18 protein-coding genes are annotated in these 22,616 nt (G+C 64.9%); 6 read left to right on the top strand and 12 right to left on the bottom strand.

Annotation, left to right across the window (positions count from 1 at the left end; translation table 11 throughout):
- Positions 1-181: 181 nt before the first annotated feature.
- Both PSTAB_RS00840 and polA read right to left on the bottom strand, forming a co-directional pair.
- Entirely contained in the window at positions 182-700 is a 519-nt protein-coding gene (locus PSTAB_RS00840; RefSeq protein WP_003286458.1) for an Hcp family type VI secretion system effector, read from the bottom strand.
- Positions 701-1,226: 526 nt separating this feature from the next.
- Entirely contained in the window at positions 1,227-3,971 is a 2,745-nt protein-coding gene (polA, locus tag PSTAB_RS00835; protein ID WP_013981313.1) for a DNA polymerase I, read from the bottom strand.
- Between the two features lie 76 nt (positions 3,972-4,047).
- Between polA and PSTAB_RS00830 the strand changes: the two genes are divergently transcribed.
- From PSTAB_RS00830 to ppnN, 3 genes are all read left to right on the top strand, one after another.
- Positions 4,048-4,332: a DUF2782 domain-containing protein gene (locus PSTAB_RS00830; protein WP_013981312.1), complete on the top strand. Its 285-nt coding sequence runs from the start codon at positions 4,048-4,050 to the stop codon at positions 4,330-4,332.
- 24 nt (positions 4,333-4,356) lie between these two features.
- The gene (locus PSTAB_RS00825; RefSeq protein ID WP_011911359.1) at positions 4,357-5,310 is read left to right on the top strand and encodes a homoserine kinase; all 954 of its coding nucleotides are present in this window, start codon (positions 4,357-4,359) and stop codon (positions 5,308-5,310) included.
- A 241-nt stretch (positions 5,311-5,551) separates the two neighbouring features.
- Positions 5,552-6,925 (top strand): nucleotide 5'-monophosphate nucleosidase PpnN, encoded by a 1,374-nt coding sequence (gene ppnN / locus PSTAB_RS00820; protein ID WP_013981310.1) that lies wholly within the window; start codon positions 5,552-5,554, stop codon positions 6,923-6,925.
- A 77-nt stretch (positions 6,926-7,002) separates the two neighbouring features.
- Here the strand turns inward: ppnN and PSTAB_RS00815 are convergent, their stop codons facing one another.
- From PSTAB_RS00815 to PSTAB_RS00795, 5 genes are all read right to left on the bottom strand, one after another.
- Positions 7,003-7,710 carry a TSCPD domain-containing protein gene (locus tag PSTAB_RS00815; RefSeq protein ID WP_011911357.1) on the bottom strand — a complete coding sequence of 236 codons (708 nt, stop codon included), beginning with the start codon at positions 7,708-7,710 and terminating at the stop codon, positions 7,003-7,005.
- A gap of 58 nt (positions 7,711-7,768) precedes the next feature.
- A complete protein-coding gene (locus PSTAB_RS00810; RefSeq protein ID WP_013981309.1) occupies positions 7,769-9,919 on the bottom strand; it encodes an adenosylcobalamin-dependent ribonucleoside-diphosphate reductase in 2,151 nt (716 codons plus the stop codon).
- Between the two features lie 181 nt (positions 9,920-10,100).
- Entirely contained in the window at positions 10,101-10,256 is a 156-nt protein-coding gene (gene rpmG / locus PSTAB_RS00805; RefSeq protein WP_003284185.1) for a 50S ribosomal protein L33, read from the bottom strand.
- Positions 10,257-10,267: 11 nt separating this feature from the next.
- The gene (rpmB, locus tag PSTAB_RS00800; RefSeq protein ID WP_041771612.1) at positions 10,268-10,504 is read right to left on the bottom strand and encodes a 50S ribosomal protein L28; all 237 of its coding nucleotides are present in this window, start codon (positions 10,502-10,504) and stop codon (positions 10,268-10,270) included.
- Positions 10,505-10,800: 296 nt separating this feature from the next.
- Positions 10,801-12,420: an AMP-binding protein gene (locus tag PSTAB_RS00795; RefSeq protein WP_013981306.1), complete on the bottom strand. Its 1,620-nt coding sequence runs from the start codon at positions 12,418-12,420 to the stop codon at positions 10,801-10,803.
- A 169-nt stretch (positions 12,421-12,589) separates the two neighbouring features.
- Here PSTAB_RS00795 and PSTAB_RS00790 point away from each other — a divergent pair, with 169 nt between their 5' ends.
- Complete coding sequence (locus PSTAB_RS00790) at positions 12,590-13,375, top strand: IclR family transcriptional regulator (protein ID WP_013981305.1); 786 nt, start codon at positions 12,590-12,592, stop codon at positions 13,373-13,375.
- Positions 13,376-13,388: 13 nt separating this feature from the next.
- Here PSTAB_RS00790 and PSTAB_RS00785 read toward each other — a convergent pair whose 3' ends face one another.
- Positions 13,389-13,967, bottom strand: coding sequence for a TetR/AcrR family transcriptional regulator (locus PSTAB_RS00785; RefSeq protein ID WP_011911353.1), 579 nt, complete (start codon positions 13,965-13,967; stop codon positions 13,389-13,391).
- A gap of 98 nt (positions 13,968-14,065) precedes the next feature.
- On the opposite strand from PSTAB_RS00785, the gene PSTAB_RS00780 reads away from it, so the two are divergent.
- The gene (locus PSTAB_RS00780; RefSeq protein ID WP_013981304.1) at positions 14,066-14,950 is read left to right on the top strand and encodes an alpha/beta hydrolase family protein; all 885 of its coding nucleotides are present in this window, start codon (positions 14,066-14,068) and stop codon (positions 14,948-14,950) included.
- Positions 14,951-15,091: 141 nt separating this feature from the next.
- The gene (locus tag PSTAB_RS00775) at positions 15,092-16,450 is read left to right on the top strand and encodes a spinster family MFS transporter (RefSeq protein WP_013981303.1); all 1,359 of its coding nucleotides are present in this window, start codon (positions 15,092-15,094) and stop codon (positions 16,448-16,450) included.
- A gap of 164 nt (positions 16,451-16,614) precedes the next feature.
- Here PSTAB_RS00775 and PSTAB_RS00770 read toward each other — a convergent pair whose 3' ends face one another.
- From PSTAB_RS00770 to PSTAB_RS00755, 4 genes are all read right to left on the bottom strand, one after another.
- Positions 16,615-17,757 carry an acyl-CoA dehydrogenase family protein gene (locus tag PSTAB_RS00770; protein WP_013981302.1) on the bottom strand — a complete coding sequence of 381 codons (1,143 nt, stop codon included), beginning with the start codon at positions 17,755-17,757 and terminating at the stop codon, positions 16,615-16,617.
- A gap of 12 nt (positions 17,758-17,769) precedes the next feature.
- On the bottom strand, positions 17,770-18,966 hold the full coding sequence (locus PSTAB_RS00765) for an acyl-CoA dehydrogenase family protein (protein WP_013981301.1): 1,197 nt from the start codon (positions 18,964-18,966) through the stop codon (positions 17,770-17,772).
- 43 nt (positions 18,967-19,009) lie between these two features.
- A complete protein-coding gene (locus PSTAB_RS00760) occupies positions 19,010-21,115 on the bottom strand; it encodes a 3-hydroxyacyl-CoA dehydrogenase NAD-binding domain-containing protein (RefSeq protein WP_013981300.1) in 2,106 nt (701 codons plus the stop codon).
- A 222-nt stretch (positions 21,116-21,337) separates the two neighbouring features.
- On the bottom strand, positions 21,338-22,543 hold the full coding sequence (locus PSTAB_RS00755; protein WP_013981299.1) for an HDOD domain-containing protein: 1,206 nt from the start codon (positions 22,541-22,543) through the stop codon (positions 21,338-21,340).
- Between the last annotated feature and the right edge of the window lie 73 nt (positions 22,544-22,616).

Here is a 22,616-nt window from a genome sequence, read left to right as displayed (position 1 = left end):
TGTTCCTCCTGTTCAGTCCATGTATCAGCGCATGGGCGCTTGCGGAGCCCCGTTTAACACAGGCCGTCCGCTCTAGAATGCGTGGTTCGCGCATTCCGGAGCGACGTTGACGGAATCTGTTCAGTGCTTCGCAAAAAAGCGTTCGGCCAGGCGAGCCTGGCCGAAGCGGGACCGCGGCGAATCAGCCGGCGATCGGGGTGCGCCAGTCGTCGGAGCCGGAGGTGCCGGATACCTCGTGGGTCCAGACGATCTTGCGATAGGTGAAGTACACGTCTTCCAGATGGGTGAAGTGCGACATGTTCGGGTCCTGGCAGTTGGGCATGCGCGACTGCACGTCGACGATCACCGCATCTTCCAGTTCGATGGTGAAGTAGTGTTCCTGAGTACCGGTGGACGAGGTGCGATACCACTCCAGACGGCACTTGTTCAGGCGCTCGCCGGACGTCAGTGCGTTGAAGATCAGCGGCGACGACTTGTCGAACACCTTGGTGATCATCAGGGGCTTGTGCACGCGCTGGCCAGTCGGCTGGCCGGACTGCGGGTCACGCGGGATGATGACCTGATGCTGGAAGGCCTGCACCAGGATCTGGTCCTCATGGCCTTCCTGGAAAATGTTGCCAACCGAGTCCTCGGTGAAGGTGCCAGCGGTGATCAGGCCTTGCTTGGTGCCTTCGAGGGACAGATACGCGGGTGTTGGCATGGGTGCTCTCCTTGTCTGAAATGAGTGCCGAATGGCCATTTCATAACAACAAGCACCGTGCCATTTACGAAAAACTCTTATTTTTCAAAAAGATATAGAGAAACAGCATACGCCTTAAACGGCAGGCGTGATGCCCAGCACAGAAAGCTGTGCAAGAACCTGCGCAGCCGCGGCAACAACTTGCGCAACGCCGCCCCAACGCTGGCAGATCGCGCTGCGAACAGCTTATTCACAAGGTTATCCACAGAACACCTGCGCAAAAACTTGCGCAGGCCCATTACTGCTGCTCAGCGTCTTTCCACTTTTCTCCAGGCAAAAAAAACCTCGAACTTCATTGGGGGAGGGGGAAGTTCGAGGTCGAATCCGGACCGCTAGGGCGGGGTCCAGAGATCTGCCAACACTTAACACAACAAGGAGCATCGAAGGGCTTTTACACCCTTCGCATGCTCTGACCGGAGCATTGCGCCGTAAGTTCAACGCGAACGAAAAAAATTTCGTCGACTACCGACATTTTTCGGCAGCTCGATCAGTGCGCCTCGTCCCAGTTGTTGCCAACCCCCGCCTCGACCAGCAGCGGCACGTCCAGCTGGGCGGCCCCGCTCATCAGCGGGCAGATGGCTTCGCGGACCTGTTCGACCAGGTCTTCGCGCACTTCCAGCACCAATTCATCGTGGACCTGCAGGATCACCCGCGCATCCAGCCCGCTGTCCTGCAGCCAGCCGTCCACGGCGATCATGGCGCGCTTGATGATGTCCGCTGCGGTGCCCTGCATCGGCGCGTTGATCGCGGTGCGCTCGGCGCCCTTGCGCATGGCGCCGTTCTTCGAGTTGATCTCCGGCAGGTACAGCCGGCGACCGAACAGTGTCTCGACATAGCCCTGCTCCGCGGCCTGGGTGCGGGTGCGCTCCATGTAGGCGAGCACGCCGGGGTAGCGGGCGAAATAGCGGTCGATGTACTCCTGCGCTTCCTTGCGGCCGACGTCGATCTGCTTGGCCAGGCCGAAGGCGCTCATGCCGTAGATCAGGCCGAAGTTGATGGCCTTGGCGCTGCGGCGCTGGTCGTTGCTGACCTGCTCCAGCGGTACGCCGAACACCTCGGCGGCCGTGGCGCGGTGCACGTCCAGGTCGTTCTGGAACGCGTGCAAGAGGCCGGCATCCTGCGCCAGGTGGGCCATGATACGCAGCTCGATCTGCGAGTAGTCCGCCGCCAGCAGCTTGTAGCCCGGCGCCGCGACGAAGGCCTGGCGAATGCGCCGCCCCTCGGCGGTGCGGATCGGGATGTTCTGCAGGTTCGGGTCGCTGGAGGACAGCCGGCCGGTGGCGGTCACCGCCTGGTGGTAGCTGGTGTGGATGCGCCCGGTGCGCGGGTTGATCTGCTGCGGCAGCTTGTCGGTGTAGGTGCCCTTGAGCTTGCTCAGGCTGCGGTGCTGCATGATGACCTTTGGCAGCGGGTAATCCTGCTCGGCCAGTTCGGCCAGCACGCTCTCGGCCGTTGACGGCTGGCCGCCGGCGGTCTTGGAGATCACCGGGCAGCCGAGCTTGTCGTAGAGAATCGCGCAGAGCTGCTTGGGCGAGCCGAGGTTGAACTCCTCGCCAGCGATGTCGAACGCCTCGCGTTCCAGCTGCACCAGCTTGTCGCCCAGCTCGACGCTCTGCTGGCCAAGCAACTGTGCATCGACCAGCGCGCCGTTGCGCTCGATGCGCGCCAGCACCGGCACCAGCGGCATCTCGATCTCGGTCAGCACCCTGAGCAGCGATGGCGTCTGCTCCAGCTTGCCGAGCAGGGTCTGGTGCAGGCGCAGGGTGACGTCGGCGTCCTCGGCGGCGTACGGGCCGGCCTGCTCGATGGCGATCTGGTCGAAGGTCAGCTGCTTGGCGCCCTTGCCGGCAATGTCCTCGAAGCGGATGGTGCCGCGGCCGAGGTACTTGAGCGCCAGACTGTCCATGTCGTGGCGAGTGGCGGTGGCGTCCAGCACGTAGGATTCGAGCATGGTGTCGAAAGCCATGCCGCGCATCTCGATGCCGTAGTGCATCAGCACGTTCATGTCGTATTTGCCGTGCTGGCAGATCTTGGTCTTGGCCGGATCTTCCAGCAGCGGCTTGAGCGCGCCGAGCACGGCATCCAGCTCGAGCTGCTGCGGCACGCCCATGTAGGAATGGCGCAGCGGCACGTAAGCCGCCTGGCCCGGCTCCACGGCGAAAGACACGCCGACCAGCTCGGCGCGCTGCGCATCGAGGCTGGTGGTTTCGGTATCGAAGGCAAAACATTCGGCCGCCTTCAGACGCGCCAGCCAGCGCTCGAAATCGGCCTGCTCCAGTAGGGTCTCGTACTGGGCCTCGGCCTGGATCGAACAGCCTTCTGGCTGCACCTCGCAGTTCTCCCCCGCCGCCTTGGCCTCGCGCAGCAGCTCGTCCAGCCACTGCTTGAACTCCAGCTCGCGATAAAGGGCGATCAGCGCCTCGCGGTGCGGCTCCCCGGGCATCAGGTCACCGACCTCGACGTCCAGCGCCACGTCGATCTTGATCGTAGCCAGCTCGTAGGACATGAAGGCGGCATCGCGATGCTCCTCCAGCTTGGCGCCCAACGACTTGGCACCGCGAATAGGCAGCCCGGCGACCTGGTCGAGGTGCTCGTAGAGCCCCTTGAGCCCGCCCGGGATGCCGTTGAGCAGGCCACATGCCGTCTTCTCGCCCACGCCTGGCACGCCAGGAATGTTGTCGACCTTGTCGCCCATCAGCGCGAGGAAGTCGATGATCAGTTCCGGGCCGACGCCGAACTTGGCCTTCACGCCCTCGATGTCATAGACGCTGCCGGTCATGGTGTTGACCAGGGTGACGTGCGGGCAGACCAGCTGGGCCATGTCCTTGTCGCCGGTGGAGATCACCACATCACGGCCCAGCGCCGCGCATTGCCGCGCCAGGGTGCCGATGACGTCGTCGGCCTCGACCCCTTCTACGCACAGCAGCGGCAGCCCCAGTGCACGGACGCTGGCATGCAGCGGCTCGACCTGCACGCGCAGGTCGTCGGGCATCGGCGGGCGGTGCGACTTGTAGTTCTCGAACAGCGCGTCGCGAAAGGTCGGACCCTTGGCGTCGAAAACCACGGCGAACGGGCTGTCCGGATACTGTTTGCGCAGGCTCAGTAACATATTCAGCACACCCTTGACCGCACCGGTCGGCTTGCCGGTAGAGGTGGTCAGCGGAGGCAGCGCGTGGAAGGCGCGGTACAGGTAGGACGAACCGTCCACCAGGACGAGGGGGGCTTGGCTCATGAGCGGAATCAACCTTTTCGGCGGGCCCGGAGCTAGAATGCGAAGGACCACTTATCGACAAAGGGACAAGGTTACCATGCGCGCTCTCAAACACCTGATGCTGGCCAGCCTGCTGGCATGCGCCCCTCTGGCCGGCTTCGCCCAGGAGTCGGTCGAAGGTGAGCCGGACGTAACCATCCGTCAGGAAGGCGATCGCACCGTCGAGGAATATCGCGTCAACGGCTTCCTCTACGCCGTGAAAGTCACGCCCAAGCACGGCAAGCCCTACTTCCTGGTGCGGGCGGACGGAAATGACGGCAACTTCGTGCGCTCCGACCAGCCGGACATGCTGATCCCCGCGTGGAAGATCTTCAGCTGGTAATCCAGACATCCGCCGGAGGACAACATGTCGGTATTCACGCCCCTGCAACGCGATGAACTGGAGGCCTTTCTGGCGCCCTACCGGCTCGGCCGGCTGCGCGACTTCCAGGGCATCGCCGCAGGCAGCGAGAACAGCAACTTCTTCATCAGCCTGGAGCAGGGCGAATACGTGCTGACCCTGATCGAGCGCGGCCCGCGCCAGGACCTGCCGTTCTTCATCGAACTGCTCGACGTGCTGCACCGCGCCGGCCTGCCGGTGCCCTATGCGCTGCGCACCGAACAGGGCGAGGCCCTGCGCGAGCTGGCGGAGAAGCCCGCGCTGTTGCAGCCGCGACTGCCCGGCAAGCACGTGGTCGAGCCCAACCCGCACCATTGCGCCGAAGTCGGTCGGCTGCTGGCGCGTCTGCATCTGGCCACCCGCGACCACATCCTCGAACGCGCCAGCGACCGCGGCCTGGATTGGATGCAGGAGCAGGGGCCGAGCCTGGCGCTGAGCCTGCCCGAGGATCAGCTGCCACTGCTGCGCGACGGCCTGGCGGAAATCGCCGAGCTGCGACCGAAACTCCTCGCCCTGCCCCGCGCCAACCTGCACGCCGACCTGTTCCGCGACAACGTGCTGTTCGAAGGCAGCCACCTGACCGGGGTGATCGACTTCTACAACGCGTGCTCCGGGCCGATGCTCTACGACCTGGCGATTGCCGTGAATGACTGGTGCTCGCACCCCAACGGCGAGATCGACGGTGAACGCAGCGAGCCGCTGTTGGCGGCCTACTCGGCCCTGCGCCGCTTTACCCCGGCCGAAGCCGAACTCTGGCAGCCGATGCTGCGGGTCGCCTGCGTGCGCTTCTGGTTGTCGCGGCTGATCGCGGCGCAGCGTCACGAAGGCAAGGCGGACGTGCAGGTGAAAGACCCCGGCGAATTTCATCGCCTGCTCGCCGCACGCCAGCGCCCTCAGAGTGTCTTACCTTTTGCGTTCTGACGCCGCGGCCTGAAGGGGCGAAGCCACCTGACCAGGCAGTGCCTGGTCGATGGCTCGACCAAGCGCCAACCCGCAATGCCGCGCATCACAGGTAAGATGGCGCACCTTTTTCCTGCCGTGTTCACGGCCGCTCGCCATGCGAGTGCCTCGACACGCCATGAACCGGCGACCCCGTAGTCTTGCAGCCCCCGGGCTCACCATCGCAATGCAGCCGATCCGGTGGCATTTCAGGGAACGACGAATGACCCAACGCTATGTAATCAACGCCTCGGTTAGCCCCAAGGGCAGCCTGGAAACCCTGTCCCAGCGCGAAGTGCAGCAGCTGAGTGAAGTCGGCTCGGGACGCACGCACAAACTCTTCCGCCAGTGTGCGCTGGCCATCCTCAACACCGGCACCCGCATCGATAACGCCAAGACCATTCTCGAAGCCTATGAGGACTTCGAGGTACGCATCCTGCAGCAGGACCGCGGTGTACGCCTGGAGCTGTTCAACGCACCGGCCGACGCCTTCGTCGACGGCGAGATGATCGCCAGCACCCGCGAGATGCTGTTCAGTGCCCTGCGCGACATCGTCTACACCGAGAGCGAGCTGAGCAGTGCACGCATCGACCTGGACAGCTCGCAGGGCATCACCGACTACGTCTTCCACCTGCTGCGCAATGCCCGCACGCTGCGCCCGGGTGTCGAGCCAAACATGGTTGTGTGCTGGGGCGGCCACTCGATCAGCACCGAGGAATACAAGTACAGCAAGCGCGTCGGCCATGAACTGGGGCTGCGCAGCCTGGATGTCTGCACCGGCTGCGGCCCCGGCGTGATGAAGGGTCCGATGAAGGGCGCCACCATCGGCCATGCCAAGCAGCGCCGCGTCGGCAGCCGCTACCTGGGGCTGACCGAGCCGGGCATCATCGCCGCCGAGGCGCCAAACCCGATCGTCAACGAGCTGGTGATCCTGCCGGACATCGAGAAGCGCCTGGAAGCCTTCGTCCGGGTCGGCCATGGCATCATCATCTTTCCCGGCGGGGTCGGCACCGCCGAAGAGTTCCTCTACCTGCTCGGCATCCTGCTGCACCCGGCCAATCGCGACGTGCCTTTCCCGGTCATCCTCACCGGCCCGAGCGACGCAGCGGACTATCTGCAGCAGCTGCACGATTTCGTCGGCGCCACCCTCGGCGAAGAAGCGCAGCAGCGCTATCAGATCATCTTCAACGACCCCACCGAGGTGGCGCGGCAGATGACCGAGGGCCTGCGCGAGGTGCGCCGCTTCCGCCGCGAACGCAACGACGCGTTCCATTTCAACTGGTTGTTGAAGATCGAGGAAGGCTTCCAGCGGCCCTTCGATCCCACCCACGAGGCGATGGCCAACCTGCAGCTGCGTCGCGACCTGCCGGCCCACGAGCTGGCCGCCAATCTGCGCCGGGCGTTCTCCGGCATCGTCGCCGGCAACGTCAAGGACAAGGGCATTCGCCGCATCGAGCAGTACGGCCGTTACGAGATCCATGGCGACGCGGCGATCATGCAGCCGCTGGACAAGCTTTTGCAGGCCTTCGTCGAGCAGCACCGCATGAAACTGCCGGGAGGCGTGCCGTACACGCCCTGCTATCGCGTGGTGACCTGAGCGCGCCTCGCCTCGCGCCAACGAAAAAGGCCCGTGGCATCAGCCCGGGCCTTTTTTTCATCCTACCGCGTGAGCGGTCAGCCACATTTGGAGTTGCCGCAGTTCAGGCAGGTGGCGCAGCCATCCATCTGCACCACGGCCTGGGTGTTGCACTTGTTGCACAGCTGCGCGCCGGCCGGGAAGCCTTCACCCGGCTCCACCGCCACCGCACCCTGGCTGGCCTCGTAGGCGGCGCGCTTCTCGGCCAGGTATTTGAGCTGGGTTTCGTCCAGGGCATGGCCTTCGAGCATGCCGATGGCAATCAGATGGCGCTCCAGCACCGCGCCGATCTCGGCAACGATCGAGGGCATGTAGACGCCACCTTTCTTCAGGTAGCCGCCACGCGGATCGAACACTGCCTTGAGCTCCTCGACGAGGAAGGTGCAGTCACCGCCCTTGCGGAACACCGCGGACATGATCCGGGTGAGCGCGACGATCCACTGGAAGTGGTCCATGTTCTTCGAGTTGATGAAGATCTCGAACGGCCGGCGCTGCTCGTGCGGCGTGCCGGCGTTGAGCACGATGTCGTTCACGGTGACGTACAGCGCATGTTCGAACAGCGGCGACTTGATCTTGTAGGTCATGCCGATCAGGGTTTCCGGGCGCTGCAGGCTCTCGTCCATCTCCACCACGTTGACGGCCTTGCTCGCCGTGCCATCGCTGCCGCTGGTGGCGGTCGCGGGACGCTCGAGGGTCTCGTCGACGACCTTGAAGCCCTTGATGCGCTGGGTGATCTTTACGGTCATTGTGCAATCTCTCCTGCCGGGCCATGAACGGCCCGGCGTACAAGCGGTTCAGGCGGAATCAGTACTTGCCGTAGTAGCCTTCTTTGAGGGCGTCGAAGAGGTTGGCGGCGGTGTTCACCTCGCCGTCGTACTCGACTTCCTGGTTGCCCTTGAGCTCGACCACGCTGCCGTCTTCGAGGGTGAAGCGGTACAGGGTCTTCTCCAGGTCGGCCTCCTTGACCAGCACGCCCTGGAATGCCGCCGGGTTGAAGCGGAAGGTGGTGCAGCCCTTGAGGCCCTGGCGCCAGGCGTAGCGATAGATGTCCTTGAACGCTTCGAACGGGTAGTCGGTCGGCACGTTGGCAGTCTTGGAGATCGATGAGTCGACCCACTTCTGCGCCGCGGCCTGGATGTCCACATGCTGGGTCGGGCTGACGTCATCGGCGGTGATGAAGTAGTCCGGCAGCTTCTCGCCCGGCTCGTCGGAGCCGGGCTTGGCGCGCGCGTTGATCAGCGTGCGATAGGCCAGCAGCTCGTAGCTGAACACCTCGATCTTCTCCTTGGCCTTGCGGCCCGGACGGATCAGGTTGCGCGAGTAGTGATGGGCGAAGCTCGGCTCGATGCCGTTGGAGGCGTTGTTGGCCAGGCTGAGGCTGATGGTGCCGGTGGGCGCGATGGAGCTGTGGTGGGTGAAGCGCGCGCCCTGCTCGGCCAGTGCCTCGATCAGATCGGGCGCGTATTCGGCGATCTTCTGCATATACCGCGAGTATTTGGCGTGCAGCACACGACCGGCAATCTGGTCGCCAACCTTGTAGCCGTCCTTGGCCATCTCCGGACGCTTGCGCAGCATCTCTGCGGTAACCTCGAAGGTCTGGCTCAACAGCGGCGCCGGGCCCTTCTCCTTCGACAGCTCCAGCGCCTGCTCCCAGCCGACCAGCGCCATCTCGCGGGAAACTTCCTCGGTGAACACGCAGGCTTCCGGGCTGCCATAGCGCAGCTTGAGCAGGGTCAGGGTCGAGCCGAGACCGAGGAAGCCCATGCCATGGCGGCGCTTGCTCTCGATCTCGTGGCGCTGCTGCTCCAGCGGCAGGCCGTTGATCTCGACGACGTTGTCCAGCATGCGGGTGAAGACGCGCACCACTTCGCGGTACTTGTCCCAGTCGAAGCGCGCTTCGACGCCGAACGGGTCGATGACGAAGTGGGTCAGGTTGATCGAGCCCAGCAGGCAGGAGCCGTATGGCGGCAGCGGCTGCTCACCGCAGGGGTTGGTCGCGCGGATCGCCTCGCACCACCAGTTGTTGTTCAGCTGGTTGACCCGGTCGATGAGGATGAAGCCTGGCTCGGCATAGTCGTAGGTGGAGACCATGATCATGTCCCACAGATGCCGAGCCTTGACCCGCCCGTAGATCTTGCAGGCCACCAGGCCATCGTCGCGCACGATGTAGCCGTCGTGCACCGGCCATTCGCGCCAGACCACCTGGGCATCGTCGGCCAGATCCAGCTCGGCGGCTTCCTTGGCATGCACCGGGAAGATCAGCGGCCATTCGCCGTCGGCCTCGACGGTCTGCATGAACTCGTCGGTGATCAGCAGGCTCAGGTTGAACTGACGCAGGCGGCCGTCCTCGCGCTTGGCGCGGATGAACTCGCGCACGTCCGGATGGCCGACGTCGAAGGTGCCCATCTGCGCGCCGCGGCGGCCGCCGGCCGAACTCACGGTGAAGCACATCTTGTCGAAGATATCCATGAACGACAGCGGGCCGCTGGTGTGCGCGCCGGCGCCGGAAACGAACGAGCCGCGCGGGCGCAAGGTGCTGAACTCGTAGCCGATGCCGCAGCCGGCCTTGAGCGTCAGCCCGGCCTCGTGGACTTTGCCGAGAATGTCGTCCATCGAGTCGGTGATCGAACCGGAGACGGTGCAGTTGATGGTCGAGGTGGCCGGCTTGTAGTCCTGCGCGCCGGCGTTGGAAATGATCCGCCCGGCCGGGATGGCGCCATTGCGCAGCGCCCAGAGGAAGCGCTCGTACCAGTGCTCGCGCTGCTTGGCCGGTTCGACGTCGGCCAGAGCACGGGCGACTCGCTGCCAGGTGTCATCGACGGTCTGGTCGATGGGCGTGCCGTCCTTGCTGCTCAGGCGGTATTTCTGCGACCAGATGTCCTCGGAAGCCGCCTGCAGGGCGATGCTGGAAGTGCTCTTGCTGTCTGCCGCGATGGGCCCGTCCGTCTTCGCCATGCGCTGCGCATCCTCGTGCCGAAAAGTGGGAGAAAGGGAAGCTCGTACGATAGCGAATTTCCGTGGGGAGCATATGACTCTTGTCAAATTACCCGGAGCGCTGACGAACGGTGCGCCAGGCGCCGGCCCAGAAACGAAAAAACCCGCCGTATGGCGGGTTCTTCCTTCAAGGGCCGATCAATTACTTGATCTTGGCTTCCTTGTAGATCACGTGCTTGCGAACGACCGGATCGAATTTCTTGATTTCGATCTTGTCGGGGGTGGTGCGCTTGTTCTTGTCGGTGGTGTAGAAGTGGCCGGTACCGGCGCTGGACACCAAACGGATCAGGTCACGCATGATTGCTCTCCTTAAACCTTTTCGCCGCGGGCGCGCAGCTCGGCCAGAACGACGTCGATGCCACGCTTATCGATGATACGCATGCCCTTGGTGGAGATGCGCAGACGCACGAAGCGCTTCTCGGACTCGACCCAGAAGCGATGATGCTGCAGGTTCGGCAGGAAACGACGACGGGTTTTGTTCATTGCGTGGGAAACATTGTTTCCGGTTACCGGACCCTTACCGGTAACTTGACAGACTCTCGACATGCCTCAGCCCTCTAAAACCACATGCCCAACCCGGCATGGGTTGGCCGCTTGAATTCACTTGTCAGTTCGGCGCTCAGCGCCACGATTCATGGGGGTCTTACCGGCCACGCTGCAAGCGAAGATACCGGGCCCCTAGAAAAGAGCGCTGCTTTATATCAGAAAGGCCCCGGAGCAACAAGCGCGGATTGATTTTTCCGCCCGGCTGCGCTGGGCTCGCCGAGCCCAGCCGGCAAGCCCGTGGGGCGCCCGCTGCAACAGCCCCGCTCGTCGCCTCGCTACATATATATAGGCAGCGATCAGCCCATTGCCCGCGCCTCGTCACGCAGCTGACGGCGCAGCAGCTTGCCCACCGCCGTCTTCGGCAACTCGTCGCGGATCTCGATGGCGCTCGGCAGCTTGTAGCCGGTCAGAAACTGGCGGCAATGCTCGAGCAGGGCCTGATCATCGGTTGCCTCCCGCAGGCTGACAAAGACCTTCACCGCCTCGCCCTTGCGCGCATCAGGGATCCCCACCGCCACGCATTCGCGTACCGACGGGTGCTGCATCAGCACATCCTCGATCTCGTTAGGGAACACGTTGAAGCCAGACACCAGGATCATGTCCTTCTTGCGATCGACGATCTTCACGAAACCCTCGGCATCCAGCAGCGCGATGTCACCGGTCTTGAGCCAGCCGTCCGCGGTGATCACCTTGGCCGTCTCCTCCGGCCGCTGCCAATAGCCCTGCATCACCTGCGGTCCGCGCAACCAGAGCTCCCCCGGGCTTTCTGCCGGCACGTCATTGCCGTCGTCGTCCACGGTGCGCAGCTCGGTGTCGATCAGTGCCTGGCCGATGTAACCCTCGCGATAGGGGCTCAGCGCGGTCCCGGTGGCTACCACCGGTGACGCCTCGGTGAGACCGAAGCCCTCGCGGATCGGCGCGCCGGTCAACACCTGCCAGCGACGCCCGACCTCACTGTTGAGCGGCGCACCGCCGGAGGTCGCCCATTTGAGGTGCGAGAAATCGATGCTGCGAAATTGCGGGTGGTTCATCAGCCCGACGAACAGCGTGTTGATGCCGCTGAGCAGGCTGAATGGGTGACGCTGCATGGCGCCGATGGTTTCGTCCAGGTTGCGCCCGTCGCGAATGAACACGGTGTGCAGCCCCATGCCCACCGAGCTCAGGCAGTTCGTGGCGAAAGCCATGATGTGATACAGCGGCAACGGCGCGATGCGCACATCCTTTTCCGGCTCCAGAAGGCCCGGCTTGTCGAACAGCTCGATGGTCTGCAGCACGTTGGCCAGCAGGTTGCGGTGACTGAGCATCGCGCCCTTGGACACACCGGTGGTCCCGCCGGTGTATTGCAGCAGCGCCAGCCGCTCGAGCCCGACCACGCAGTCCAGCGCCGGGCTCTGTTCACCCAGCCGCAGCGCCTGCATGAAGCGCTCTGTTGCCGGCTCCTGGCTGTCATAGACCGGCGCCTGCAGATCCTCGACGCTGGTGAGGATGATCCGTTCCAGTGCGGTGTCGGCCTGCACCGCCCGCACCAGCGGCAACAGCCGGTCGAGCACGAGAATCGCCCTGGCACCGGAGTCGCGGAACTGGTGGCGCGCTTCGGCCGCGGTGTATTGCGGATTGGTGTTGACGATCACCAGCCCCGCCTTGAGCGCGCCGAAGGTGGCGATGGGGTACTGCAACGAGTTGGGCAGCTGCAGCGCCAGGCGGTCACCGGGTTGCAGACCCGCGTGATACCGGAGGTAGCGGGCGAAGGCGTCGGCGCGGCTGCCCAGTTCGGCATAGCTGAGGCAGTCGTCGCCGCAGGAAAAGGCCAAGCGCTGCGGATGCTTCGCGCAGGCCTGAGCGAGCAGGTCATGGACGTTCTGGTAGCCGCCACGGGCCAGTTCAGCAGCCACGTAGCCTTGCACGGAAGCGGACATCGACATTCTCCAAAATGAATTATTGTTTTACTGTGCGAAACTGGATGTCGAATCCGATAGTAGTAGAACGGTTTTGCCCTCGCAATGATCGCCAATGGCCGCACTGCCCGGCGTCGGGCGATCTGCTATCGTTCGCCACCGCTGCCCACTAGCCAGACAGACCGAGACCATGAGCGACGACATCGAAGACACCGGCACACCCAAGGACCGCAAGTTCGTCGAGGCCCTGGCCCGCGGGCTGGACGTGCTGCGCGCCTTCACCCACGGCTCGGTGGTGATGGGCAACCAGGACATCGCGCGCATCACCGGGCTGCCCAAGCCCACCGTGTCGCGCATGACCTATACCCTGACCAAGCTCGGCTACCTCAGCTACTCCCAGCAGCTGGAGAAATACCAGCTCGACTCCGGCGTGCTGGCGCTGGGTTATGCCTACGTCTCCAACCTGCGCGTGCGTCAGCTGGCCAAGCCGTACATGGATGAGTTCGCCCGCCGTACCAACACCACGGTGGGTCTGACCTGCCGCGACCGGCTGTCGATGATCTACGTGGAGAACTGCCGCCCGGCCGAGGTCACCACCCTGCGCATGGACGCCGGCGTGCGTCTGCCGCTGGCCACCACCGCAGCCGGCCGCGCCTTTCTCGCCGCCACCCCGGAAAAGGAGCGTGAGCACCTGATGGCGGCGCTGGCGGCCAAATATGGAGAGGGCTGGATGGCGATCCGCGACTCCCTGCAGGCCTCGTTCGAGGAGTTCGCCCGGCACGGCTTCTGCCTGTCACTGGGTGACTGGGACCGCAACGTGATGGCCGCCGGCGTGCCGCTGCACCTGGCCGATGGCAGCATCATGGCGTTGACCTGCGGTGCCCCGTCGTTCCAGCTCAGCGAGGAGACCCTCAAGGGCTCGCTGGCGCATCAGCTGGAGATGCTGGCCCGCGATATCGAGAGCCTGGGCGTCTAGCCTGCCCGTCTGATTAGGCCCTGACGCTGACCCAGGCGATATCCGCCAGCAGCTCGCGGCAGTCGGCCAGCGAGGTGCGCGAACGTCCGGCCAGCCAGTTGCGCGCCATGTCGTGGCAGGGGCCGATCACCACTGCCAGAAAGCAGTCGCCCGGCATGCGCCTGAATGCCCCGCTTTCGCGATGCCGACGCAGGATCGCTCCGACCCGTTCGCCATGCACGCGGTTGACCTCGCGTAGCTGCTCGCCCATTTCCCCCGCCTCGACCCGCCCGCGGTTGTGCAGGACGAAACGTGCCCAGTCCGGATTCGCCACCACCCAGTCGATATAGCTGGTGACGAACAGCCGGACACAGGCCTCGGCATCCAGCGTCTCGATCAGCCCGGCCTCGAGCAGCGCGGCGTACTCGCCAATGCCCTCCAGATACAGCGCGGCGATGATCCGCTCGCGATTGCCGAAGTGGTGATAGAGGCTGCCGATGCTGGCGCCGGAGCGATCACGAATCATCTCGATAGTCGTCGCCTCGACACCGAATTCGGTGAAACAGGCGAGCGCGGCCTGAAGGATTTCCTGCTTGCGGCTACTGCGGGCCATCCGGCCTCCCGTCTGACTAGAATATTTTTCTAGAATTATATTCTACCGCTCGTATACTGCACCGACGTGGCAATCGCAACAGTGCGGAGAACAACAAGATGGCGACGATACAGGTTGAAGAACGCTTCATCGACAACGGCAACGGCCATGTCCTGTCCAGCTGCTGGTACCAGCCCGGCCAGGAGCCAGCCGGCGTCGTGCTGATCGCCCCGGCAATGGGCGTACCGCAGCGCTTCTATACCGATTTCGCCAACTGGCTGGCCGGCCAGGGCTACCTGGCGGTGACCTTCGATTACCTGGGCATGGGACGCTCGCGTCGGATGCCGCTGCGGCAGCTGGACGTGGACATCCTCGACTGGGGCCGTCACGACTGCAGCGCCGTGCTCGCCGCGGCGGCCGAGGTCGCCGGCGGGTTGCCTCTGTACTGGATCGGACACAGCGTCGGTGCGCAGATACTGCCACTGGTCGACGGCCACGAACGCCTGACCCGCATCGTCACCATCGCCGCCGGCAGCGGCTACTGGCGCGAGAACAGCCCGCAGATCCGCAACAAGGCCTGGCTGCTCTGGCATGGCCTGGCGCCCGTGCTGACCGCGGTGGCAGGCTACTTCCCAGGCGGTCGCATCGGCGCAGTCGGCGACCTGCCCGCCGGGGTGATTCGCCAGTGGCGGCGCTGGTGTCTGCACCCGCAATACCTGGTCGGTGTCGAGGGCGAGCCCGTGCGTCAGGCTTTCGCCGCAGTGCGGACTCCGCTGACCTCACTGTCCTTCAGCGACGACGAGATGATGTCGGCGCGAAACACCGAATCCCTCCACGGGTTCTACAGCTCGGCGCCAAAGACCATGCAGCGCATCGCCCCGGCAGAAATCGGCGCCACACGCATCGGCCACTTCGGCTTCTTCCGCCGGCAATTCGCCGACAGCCTCTGGACGCGGCATCTTCTACCGGAACTGGTGGCAGACAAGCAGGGCGCTGTTGCGTAACCGGTACATACATAGTTTCGCAGAGCGGAACATATCAAGCATATTTCGAAACATATGTGAGAGTTATTCCGCTTGCCGGATCGGCGATCTCCGACAAAAGTGAGGATGGGCTGCAGCCCCCCTCGCTAATCGGAGCTTGCCATGCACAACAACAATAACGGCTATCCCTCGAGCACCCGCGCCTGGATGACGGTCGCGATCCTGATGCTCGCCTACGTGCTGTCCTTCGTCGACCGGCAGATTCTCAACCTGCTGGTGGAGCCGATCCGCCGCGATCTGGATATCACCGACACCCACATGAGCCTGCTCATGGGCTTTTCCTTCGCAGTGTTCTACACCATCTGCGGCGTGCCCATCGGGCGCCTGGCTGACCGCAAGAGCCGCCGCGGCATCATCGCCATCGGCGTGCTGGTCTGGAGTCTGATGACCGCGCTGTGCGGCACGGCCAAGACCTTCTGGCACTTTCTCGTGTTCCGCATCGGCGTCGGGGTCGGCGAGGCGGCGCTCTCGCCCTCGGCCTATTCGCTGATCGCCGACAGCTTCCCGCCGAAGCTGCGCGGTACCGCGATGAGCGTTTACTCCATGGGCATCTACATCGGCTCGGGTCTGGCGTTCCTGCTCGGCGGGCTGGTGGTCAAGTTCGCCTCGGCACAGGGCGACGTGGAACTGCCGGTGCTCGGCATGGTGCGCCCGTGGCAGCTGATCTTTCTCGTGCTCGGCGCGGCCGGTGTGCTCTTCGCCGCCGTCCTGCTGCTGATTCGCGAGCCATCGCGCAAGGGCGTCGGCGCCGGCGTCGAGGTGCCGTTGAGCGAAGTGGCCGGCTACATCCGCCAGAACCGCCGTACCGTGCTCTGCCACAACTTCGGCTTCGCCTGCCTGGCCTTCGCCGCCTATGGCAGTTCGGCATGGATTCCGACCTTCTTTATCCGCACCTACGGCTGGTCGGCCAGCGACGTCGGCGTGCTCTACGGCTCGGTCGTCGCGGTGGCCGGCTCGATCGGCATCATCGCCGGCGGGCGACTGTCGGACCTGCTGCACCGGCGCGGTTATCGCGACGCGCCACTGCGCGTAGGCATCATCTCCGCCGCCCTGACCCTTCCGCTCAATCTCGCCTACCTGGCCGGCACCGGCGAACTGGCGCTGGCGCTGATCGCCCTGCATGTCTTCACCATCGCCATGCCCTTCGGCGTGGGCCCGGCGGCGATCCAGGAGATCATGCCCAACTCCATGCGCGGCCAGGCGTCGGCGGTATACCTGTTCGTCATCACCATGGTCGGCCTGGGCATCGGCCCGACCGCGGTGGCGCTGGGCACCGATTTCGTCTTCGGCGACGACAACGCCCTGCGCTATTCGCTGCTGATCGTCACCGGCATCGCCCTTGTTGGCGCCATGATCCTGCTCGGCATGGGGCTCAAGCACTACCGCGGCAGCCTGGATCGGCTGCAGGAATGGAAGCCGCAGAGCGCAGCGGGGAGCGACGCGCAGGCCAAGCCGGTCTGATCCGACATGCCCCTGGAGTGGATTACGCCTTATCGATCCACCCAGGGACACCGACCCGACTCCGCCCACGCTCCAACCTCTGCACTATCGAACCACACACAACCATCGGGCCATAAAAAAACCCGCTCCTGAGAGCGGGTTTTTTCATGCTGCAGGCGGGGCGATCAGGCCACCTGCATCAGCTTCGCATAGGCCTTCAGGTGGTGGTCGTCGTCACCGAACTGGTGGGCGATCATCACCAGCCGCTTGGCGTGGTGGGCAAGGTTGTATTCCCAGGTCATGCCGATGCCGCCGTGCAGCTGGATGGCTTCCTCGGCCACCTTGCGCGCGGCGCGGGCGCAGATGTACTTGGCGGCAGCGATGATGCGGCTGCGCTCGTCGTTGTCTTCGCCATCGGCAAAGGTCGCGGCGAGGATCGCCATGCTGGTGGCCTGCTCCAGCTCGGTCTGCATGTCCACCATGCGGTGCTGCAGGACCTGGAACTTGCCGATCGGCACGCCGAACTGCTTGCGCGTCTTCAGGTATTCAAGGGTCAGCTTGCAGGCCTCATCCATGCTGCCCAGCGCATCGGCGCACTGCGCGGCGATGGCGCGGCCCTGCTGGTAGCGCATCGCGGGCAAGGCATTGCCCAGCTCGCCAAGCAGCGCCTCGGCACCCACCTGCACGTTGTCGAGGAACAAGTCGCAGCCCTTGCGCCCGTCGATGGTCGGGTAGACGCGACGGCTGACGCCCTGGGCGTTCGGGTCGATGAGGAACAGGCTGATGCCGGCCTCGTCGCGGCTGTCGCCGGAACTGCGCGCGGAAACGATGATCTGCCCGGCACTGTGCCCGCCGATGACCACGGCCTTGCGTCCAGAGAGCCGATAGCCGCCGTCGACCGCTTCGGCGCGGGTCTGTACGTCGTGGAGGTTGTAGTGGCTCTGCGGTTCGTCGAACGCGACCGCCAGTTGCAGCGAACCGGCGGCGACCTGCGGCAGCAGGTCCTGCTTCTGCGCGTCGGAACCGAGCTGGTTGATCAGGCCGCCCGCGAGGATCACCGATTGCAGATACGGCTCCAGCGTCAGGCCGCGGCCCAGCTCGGTCATGACCAGCATGGTTTCCACGCCGCTACCACCAAAGCCGCCGATCTCCTCGGAGAACGGCACCGCGGTCAGGCCCAGTTCGCCCAGCTGCGACCAGAATTCGGCGGAAAAGCCCAGCTCGGACTCGCTGAACTTCTCGCGCTGTTCGAACGGATAGGCGTCGCGCACCAGGCGCGCCGCGGTGTCTTGCAGCATCTGCTGCTCTTCGGTCAGTTTGAAGTCCATGGCGTTGTCCCCTTACAGCTCGAGAATCATCTTCGAGACGATGTTCTTCTGGATTTCGTTGGAGCCGCCGAAGATCGACAGCTTGCGCATGTTGAAGTAATCGCCGGCCAGCGATGCGCTGTAGTCGGCGTGCAAGAGCTCGCCTTCGTAGTCCAGCTGCAGCTCCTCTTCGAGGAACGGCAACGCGTAGGGGCCGATGACCTTGCGCAAGAGGTGAGTGATCGCCTGACGGATCTCGGTGCCCTTGATCTTGAGGATCGACGACTCGGCGCCGGGTACGCCGCCCTCCTTCGCCGCCGCGAGGATGCGCAGGGTGCTCATCTCGATGGCCATCAGCTGCATCTCGACCTCGGCGACCTGAGCGCGGAACAGCGGGTCTTCGAGCATCGGCTTGCCGTCGCAGACTTCCTTCATGGCGATGCGCTTGAGGTGCGCCAGCACCGCCTTGGACGAGCCGATGCCGGCCAGGCCCGTGCGCTCGTGGGTCAGCAGGTACTTGGCGCAGGTCCAACCCTGGTTTTCCTCGCCGACGAGGTTTTCCACCGGCACGCGGACATTGTCGAAGAAGACTTCGTTGACCTCGTGGTCGCCGTCCAGGGTGATGATCGGCCGCACGCTGATGCCCGGGCTCTTCATGTCGATCAGGAGGAAGCTGATGCCGCGCTGCTGCTGGGCCTCGGGGTCGGTGCGCACCAGGCAGAAGATCATGTTGGCGTGCTGACCGAGGGTGGTCCAGGTCTTCTGGCCGTTGACCACGTAGTGGTCGCCGTCACGCACGGCGCGGGTCTTGAGGCTGGCTAGGTCGGAACCGGCACCGGGCTCGGAATAGCCCTGGCACCACCAGTCTTCACCGGAGAGGATGCGCGGCAGGTAATGGTCGATCTGCTGCTGGGTGCCGAACTTGATGATCACCGGGGCGACCATGTTGACGCCGAAGGGCACGGTACGCGGCGCCCCGAAGGCGGAGCACTCCTCGTCGAAGATGTGCTTTTCCACCGGTCCCCAGGTGGTGCCGCCCAGCTCCACCGGCCAGCCCGGCGCGTACCAGCCGCGCTTGACCAGGATCTGCTGCCAGCGCTGGTGATCTTCCTTGGACATGTGCTTGCCGAGCTTGACCTTGGCGGCGATGTCCGCCGGCAGCTCGCTTTTCAGGAAGGCGCGCACTTCATCGCGGAAGGCGAGCTCTTCGGCCGTGTAGTTGACGTTCATGGGAAGGTCCTCATGGTGCGTTCGGATTGCAGGCGGGTCGCGTTCATTGCCCGGCCTGCCATTCGGTGAAGGTGCGGCCTTCAGCGGCCAGTTTTTCCAGCAGTGGCGCCGGCTTCCACCAGTCGCCGCACCGCGCGTGCAGTTCTTTTACTCGCGCCAGCACCTTGTCCAGGCCGACGCTGTCGGCGTAGTACATCGGCCCGCCGCGGAAGGCCGGGAAGCCGTAGCCGTTGAGGTAGATGACGTCGATGTCGCTGGAGCGCTGGGCAATGCCTTCCTCGAGAATCTTCGCGCCCTCGTTGACCTGCGCGAAGATGCAGCGCTCGACGATGTACTGCTCGTCCAGCGCCTTTCGCTCGATGCCCTTTTCCCGCGACGCGGCTTCCAGCATGGGCGCGAGGTCGGGATTCTCCTGCGGGGTGCGGTTGCCGGGTTCGTAGCGGTAGTAGCCGGCACCGGTCTTCTGCCCGAGCATGCCGGCGGCGCAGAGCTTGTCCGAGACGGTGGGGAAATCCAGGTGCGCCGGCAGCGTCGCGCGCTGGCGCTTGCGGATCGCCTGGCCGATGTCGAGACCGGACAGATCGCGCATGGCGAACGGTCCCATGGCCATGCCGAAATTGCGCAGGGCAGCGTCGACCTGTTGTGGCGTGGCGCCTTCCTCCAGCAGGAACTCCGCCTCGCGGCCGTACTGGAAGACCATGCGGTTGCCGACGAAGCCGTCGCAGACGCCGACCACCACCGAGACCTTCTTCAGCTGCTTGCCGATCGCCATGGCGGTGGCGAGCACTTCATCGCTGGTCCGCTCGCCGCGCACCACTTCCAGCAGGCGCATGACGTTGGCCGGGCTGAAGAAATGCAGGCCGACCACGTCCTCGGGGCGCCTGGTGAAGGCGGCGATGGCGTTCAAATCGAGTGACGAGGTGTTGGAGGCGAGAATCGCACCGGGTTTGCACACCGCATCCAGCTGCTCGAACACCTGCTGCTTGACGCCCATCTCTTCGAACACGGCCTCGACCACCACGTCGGCATCAGCCAGGGCGCCGTAGTCGGTGACGCCGGTGATCAGCGCGAGGCGCTGCTCCATCGCATCCTCGGTCAGGCTGCCGCGCTTGACGCTCGCCGCGTAGGTTTCGCGGGCACGCTGCAGGCCGCGTTGCAACGCGTCGTCATTGATTTCCAGCAGCTTCACCGGCACCCCGGCGTTGGCGAAGCTCAAGGCGATGCCGACGCCCATGGTGCCGCCGCCGATCACCGCGGCGGTCCTGATTGGGCGGGGTTTGACGTCGGATGGCAGGTCGTCGATCTTGCCGGCCTGACGCTCGGCGAAGAACGAATGGATCAGCGCGCCGCGCTGCGGCGAATTCAGGCATTCGGTGAACAGCTCGCGCTCGCGCTTGAGGCCTTCGGCCAGCGGCAGCCTGGTGGCGGCTTCCACCGCAGCAATGCAGCGCAGCGGCGAGAACAGCCCCGGCATGCGCTTGGCCACCTCGGCGTGCTTGGCGCGAATCAGCGCCTCGTTGTCGACACCTTCCAGACCGCGGGTCTGCTCGCCGCTGCGGCGCGGGCCGCGCCCCTCCTCGACAAGGCGCCGCGCATAGGTCAGACCGGCCTCGATCAGATCGCCTTCGAACAGCTCGTCGACGATATGGTGCTCCAGCGCCTCAGCCGCACCGATGGGCTGGCCGCTGACGATCATCTCCAGCGCCTTCTCGACACCGGCCAGCCGCGGCAAGCGCTGAGTGCCACCGGCGCCGGGCAGCAGGCCCAGCTTCACCTCCGGCAGGCCGACCTTGGCGTCCGACCGGGCGATACGGTAATGGCAGCCCAGCGCGACCTCCAGCCCACCACCCAGGGCGGTGCCGTGGATCACCGCGACGCTCGGCTTGCGGCAGCCCTCGATCACCTCGATCACCTCCGGCAGGCTCGGTGCCTGCGGCGGTTTGCCGAACTCCTTGATATCGGCGCCGGCCATGAAGGTCGGGCCTTCGCAGACCAGCACCACGGCCGACACCTCGGGCGCCTCGTCAGCCTCTTGAAAGGCATCCAACAGGCCTTTTCGTACGGCATGGCCAAGGGCGTTGACCGGCGGGTTGTTGACCAGGATCAGAGCGATATCGCCCCGGCGTTCGAGCCGAATGACATCCGTCATGCAGGCCTCCCTTTCTGTGAAATGCTGATTGGAATTGTTATTTCACGGAACCATGTTTCGCACTGCAGAATAAATGACTCATTTCCGCGTGTCGATAGCACCACACAGTCAGGGCATTCGGGCGAAAAGAGGGCGCAGCACCGCGCCACGCAAGGGCTGGCGGGCAACCTCAAGGTGACCGGTGGCCGCTATCAATGCAGGGAATATCGGACCAGAAGCCGGCTAGCCGCCGAGGGCGTGGCGAGGGGCGCGGGCCAGAAGATCGGGGTCGATGCGCAGCAGACGTACCGTACGCTCGTTGGCCAGCGATGCAGGTTCGGCGCCCTCGGGCAGCTCGACCAGCAACCGCGTGACATTGAGCACCAGCGCTTCGCGGCGCAGCACACCAGCCCCCAGGGCGTAGTAGGCGCTGATCACCTGACGCAGCTCCAATGGCAGCGCCCACTGCGCCCGCAGCGCCGAGCCGAAGCCGGCTGCACGCTCACGCAGGCAGCGCTGCAGCTGCGCCTCATCCAGCGCGCCGCCGCTGTCGAGCCATTCCTGCAGGCTGCGCAGGAGCGCCAGCTCGCCGATGTTCTGCAGCAACCCGGCGCTGAAACAGAGCTCGACATCCAACTTCAGCTGGCGTGCCAACCAGCTCGCCAGACGCGCCGTGCGCAGGGCCTGGGCGCTGAGCTGCGCCGCCAGCTCGGCGAGGCGCGGTTCGACCAGCCGGGCGTTGTGCTGCAGAGCCAGCTCGGTCACCAGTTGCAGACTGCGCGCCAAGCCCAGCTGCCGTTGCGCCTGCGCCAGGCTCAGACAGGGCTTCGGCGGCTGTGTCGCGCTGCTGGCGACGCTGATCAGCCGCGCCGTCACCTGCGGATCGCGAGCCAGCAGCTCCTCGAGCTGGGCGTAGTCCTGATCGCCGCCCTGCAGGCGTTGCAGCGCACTCAGCACGGTCTCCAGCAGCGGCGCGCCGCGATTGTGCGGACGCATGCGTTCGAGAAAGCTGTCGAGGTCATCGACCGCGGCTCGGCGCGGCGCACCAGCGTGACCTGCCGAACGCGGCAGCAGCTTGTCCAGGCGCTCGCGCAGGTCCGCCAGATCGTAGGGTTTGCCGAGATAGGCGGCCGGTGCGAGCGGCAGCACGGTGCGCACGCTGGCGGTATCGGTACGGGCACTGATCAGCACGCAGGGCAGGCGCTGGGTCGGACCATGGCGACGCAGCTCGCGCAGGAGCTGCCGACCGTCAAGCCCGTCCAGTTCGCCATCGACGATCAGCAGGCTGGGCACCTGGCGCTGGCACGCCGCCAGGGCGGCATGGCCATCGGCTGCCGGTTGCACGCGCATGCCGGGACGTAGCTCGCGTACCAGCTGACAAAGCTGGTCCGCCCGCCACGGTTCGTTGTAGGCGACCAGTACGAAGGAGACTTGGGCCGAGACGCTCACTGCATTACTCGCTGAACAGGTCACTACAGCCTGGCCAGATGGCCAGGGCGACGACTGCTCCGCAAGAAATGGG

Source organism: Stutzerimonas stutzeri, from assembly GCF_000219605.1.
Lineage (GTDB): Bacteria > Pseudomonadota > Gammaproteobacteria > Pseudomonadales > Pseudomonadaceae > Stutzerimonas > Stutzerimonas stutzeri.
Note: the sequence above shows the minus strand (reverse complement) of the source record. Positions and strands in the feature narration are given on the sequence as shown.

Coding starts and splice junctions, on each gene's coding strand:
- PSTAB_RS00760 (WP_013981300.1), bottom strand. CDS start 21,115: ATGACGGATGTCATTCGGCTCGAACGCCGGGGCGATATCGCTCTGATC.
- PSTAB_RS00840 (WP_003286458.1), bottom strand. CDS start 700: ATGCCAACACCCGCGTATCTGTCCCTCGAAGGCACCAAGCAAGGCCTG.
- PSTAB_RS00790 (WP_013981305.1), top strand. CDS start 12,590: ATGAGCGACGACATCGAAGACACCGGCACACCCAAGGACCGCAAGTTC.
- rpmG (WP_003284185.1), bottom strand. CDS start 10,256: ATGCGTGACCTGATCCGTTTGGTGTCCAGCGCCGGTACCGGCCACTTC.
- PSTAB_RS00785 (WP_011911353.1), bottom strand. CDS start 13,967: ATGGCCCGCAGTAGCCGCAAGCAGGAAATCCTTCAGGCCGCGCTCGCC.
- rpmB (WP_041771612.1), bottom strand. CDS start 10,504: ATGTCGAGAGTCTGTCAAGTTACCGGTAAGGGTCCGGTAACCGGAAAC.
- ppnN (WP_013981310.1), top strand. CDS start 5,552: ATGACCCAACGCTATGTAATCAACGCCTCGGTTAGCCCCAAGGGCAGC.
- PSTAB_RS00775 (WP_013981303.1), top strand. CDS start 15,092: ATGCACAACAACAATAACGGCTATCCCTCGAGCACCCGCGCCTGGATG.
- PSTAB_RS00795 (WP_013981306.1), bottom strand. CDS start 12,420: ATGTCCGCTTCCGTGCAAGGCTACGTGGCTGCTGAACTGGCCCGTGGC.
- PSTAB_RS00825 (WP_011911359.1), top strand. CDS start 4,357: ATGTCGGTATTCACGCCCCTGCAACGCGATGAACTGGAGGCCTTTCTG.
- PSTAB_RS00815 (WP_011911357.1), bottom strand. CDS start 7,710: ATGACCGTAAAGATCACCCAGCGCATCAAGGGCTTCAAGGTCGTCGAC.
- PSTAB_RS00830 (WP_013981312.1), top strand. CDS start 4,048: ATGCGCGCTCTCAAACACCTGATGCTGGCCAGCCTGCTGGCATGCGCC.
- PSTAB_RS00765 (WP_013981301.1), bottom strand. CDS start 18,966: ATGAACGTCAACTACACGGCCGAAGAGCTCGCCTTCCGCGATGAAGTG.
- PSTAB_RS00810 (WP_013981309.1), bottom strand. CDS start 9,919: ATGGCGAAGACGGACGGGCCCATCGCGGCAGACAGCAAGAGCACTTCC.
- PSTAB_RS00780 (WP_013981304.1), top strand. CDS start 14,066: ATGGCGACGATACAGGTTGAAGAACGCTTCATCGACAACGGCAACGGC.
- polA (WP_013981313.1), bottom strand. CDS start 3,971: ATGAGCCAAGCCCCCCTCGTCCTGGTGGACGGTTCGTCCTACCTGTAC.
- PSTAB_RS00770 (WP_013981302.1), bottom strand. CDS start 17,757: ATGGACTTCAAACTGACCGAAGAGCAGCAGATGCTGCAAGACACCGCG.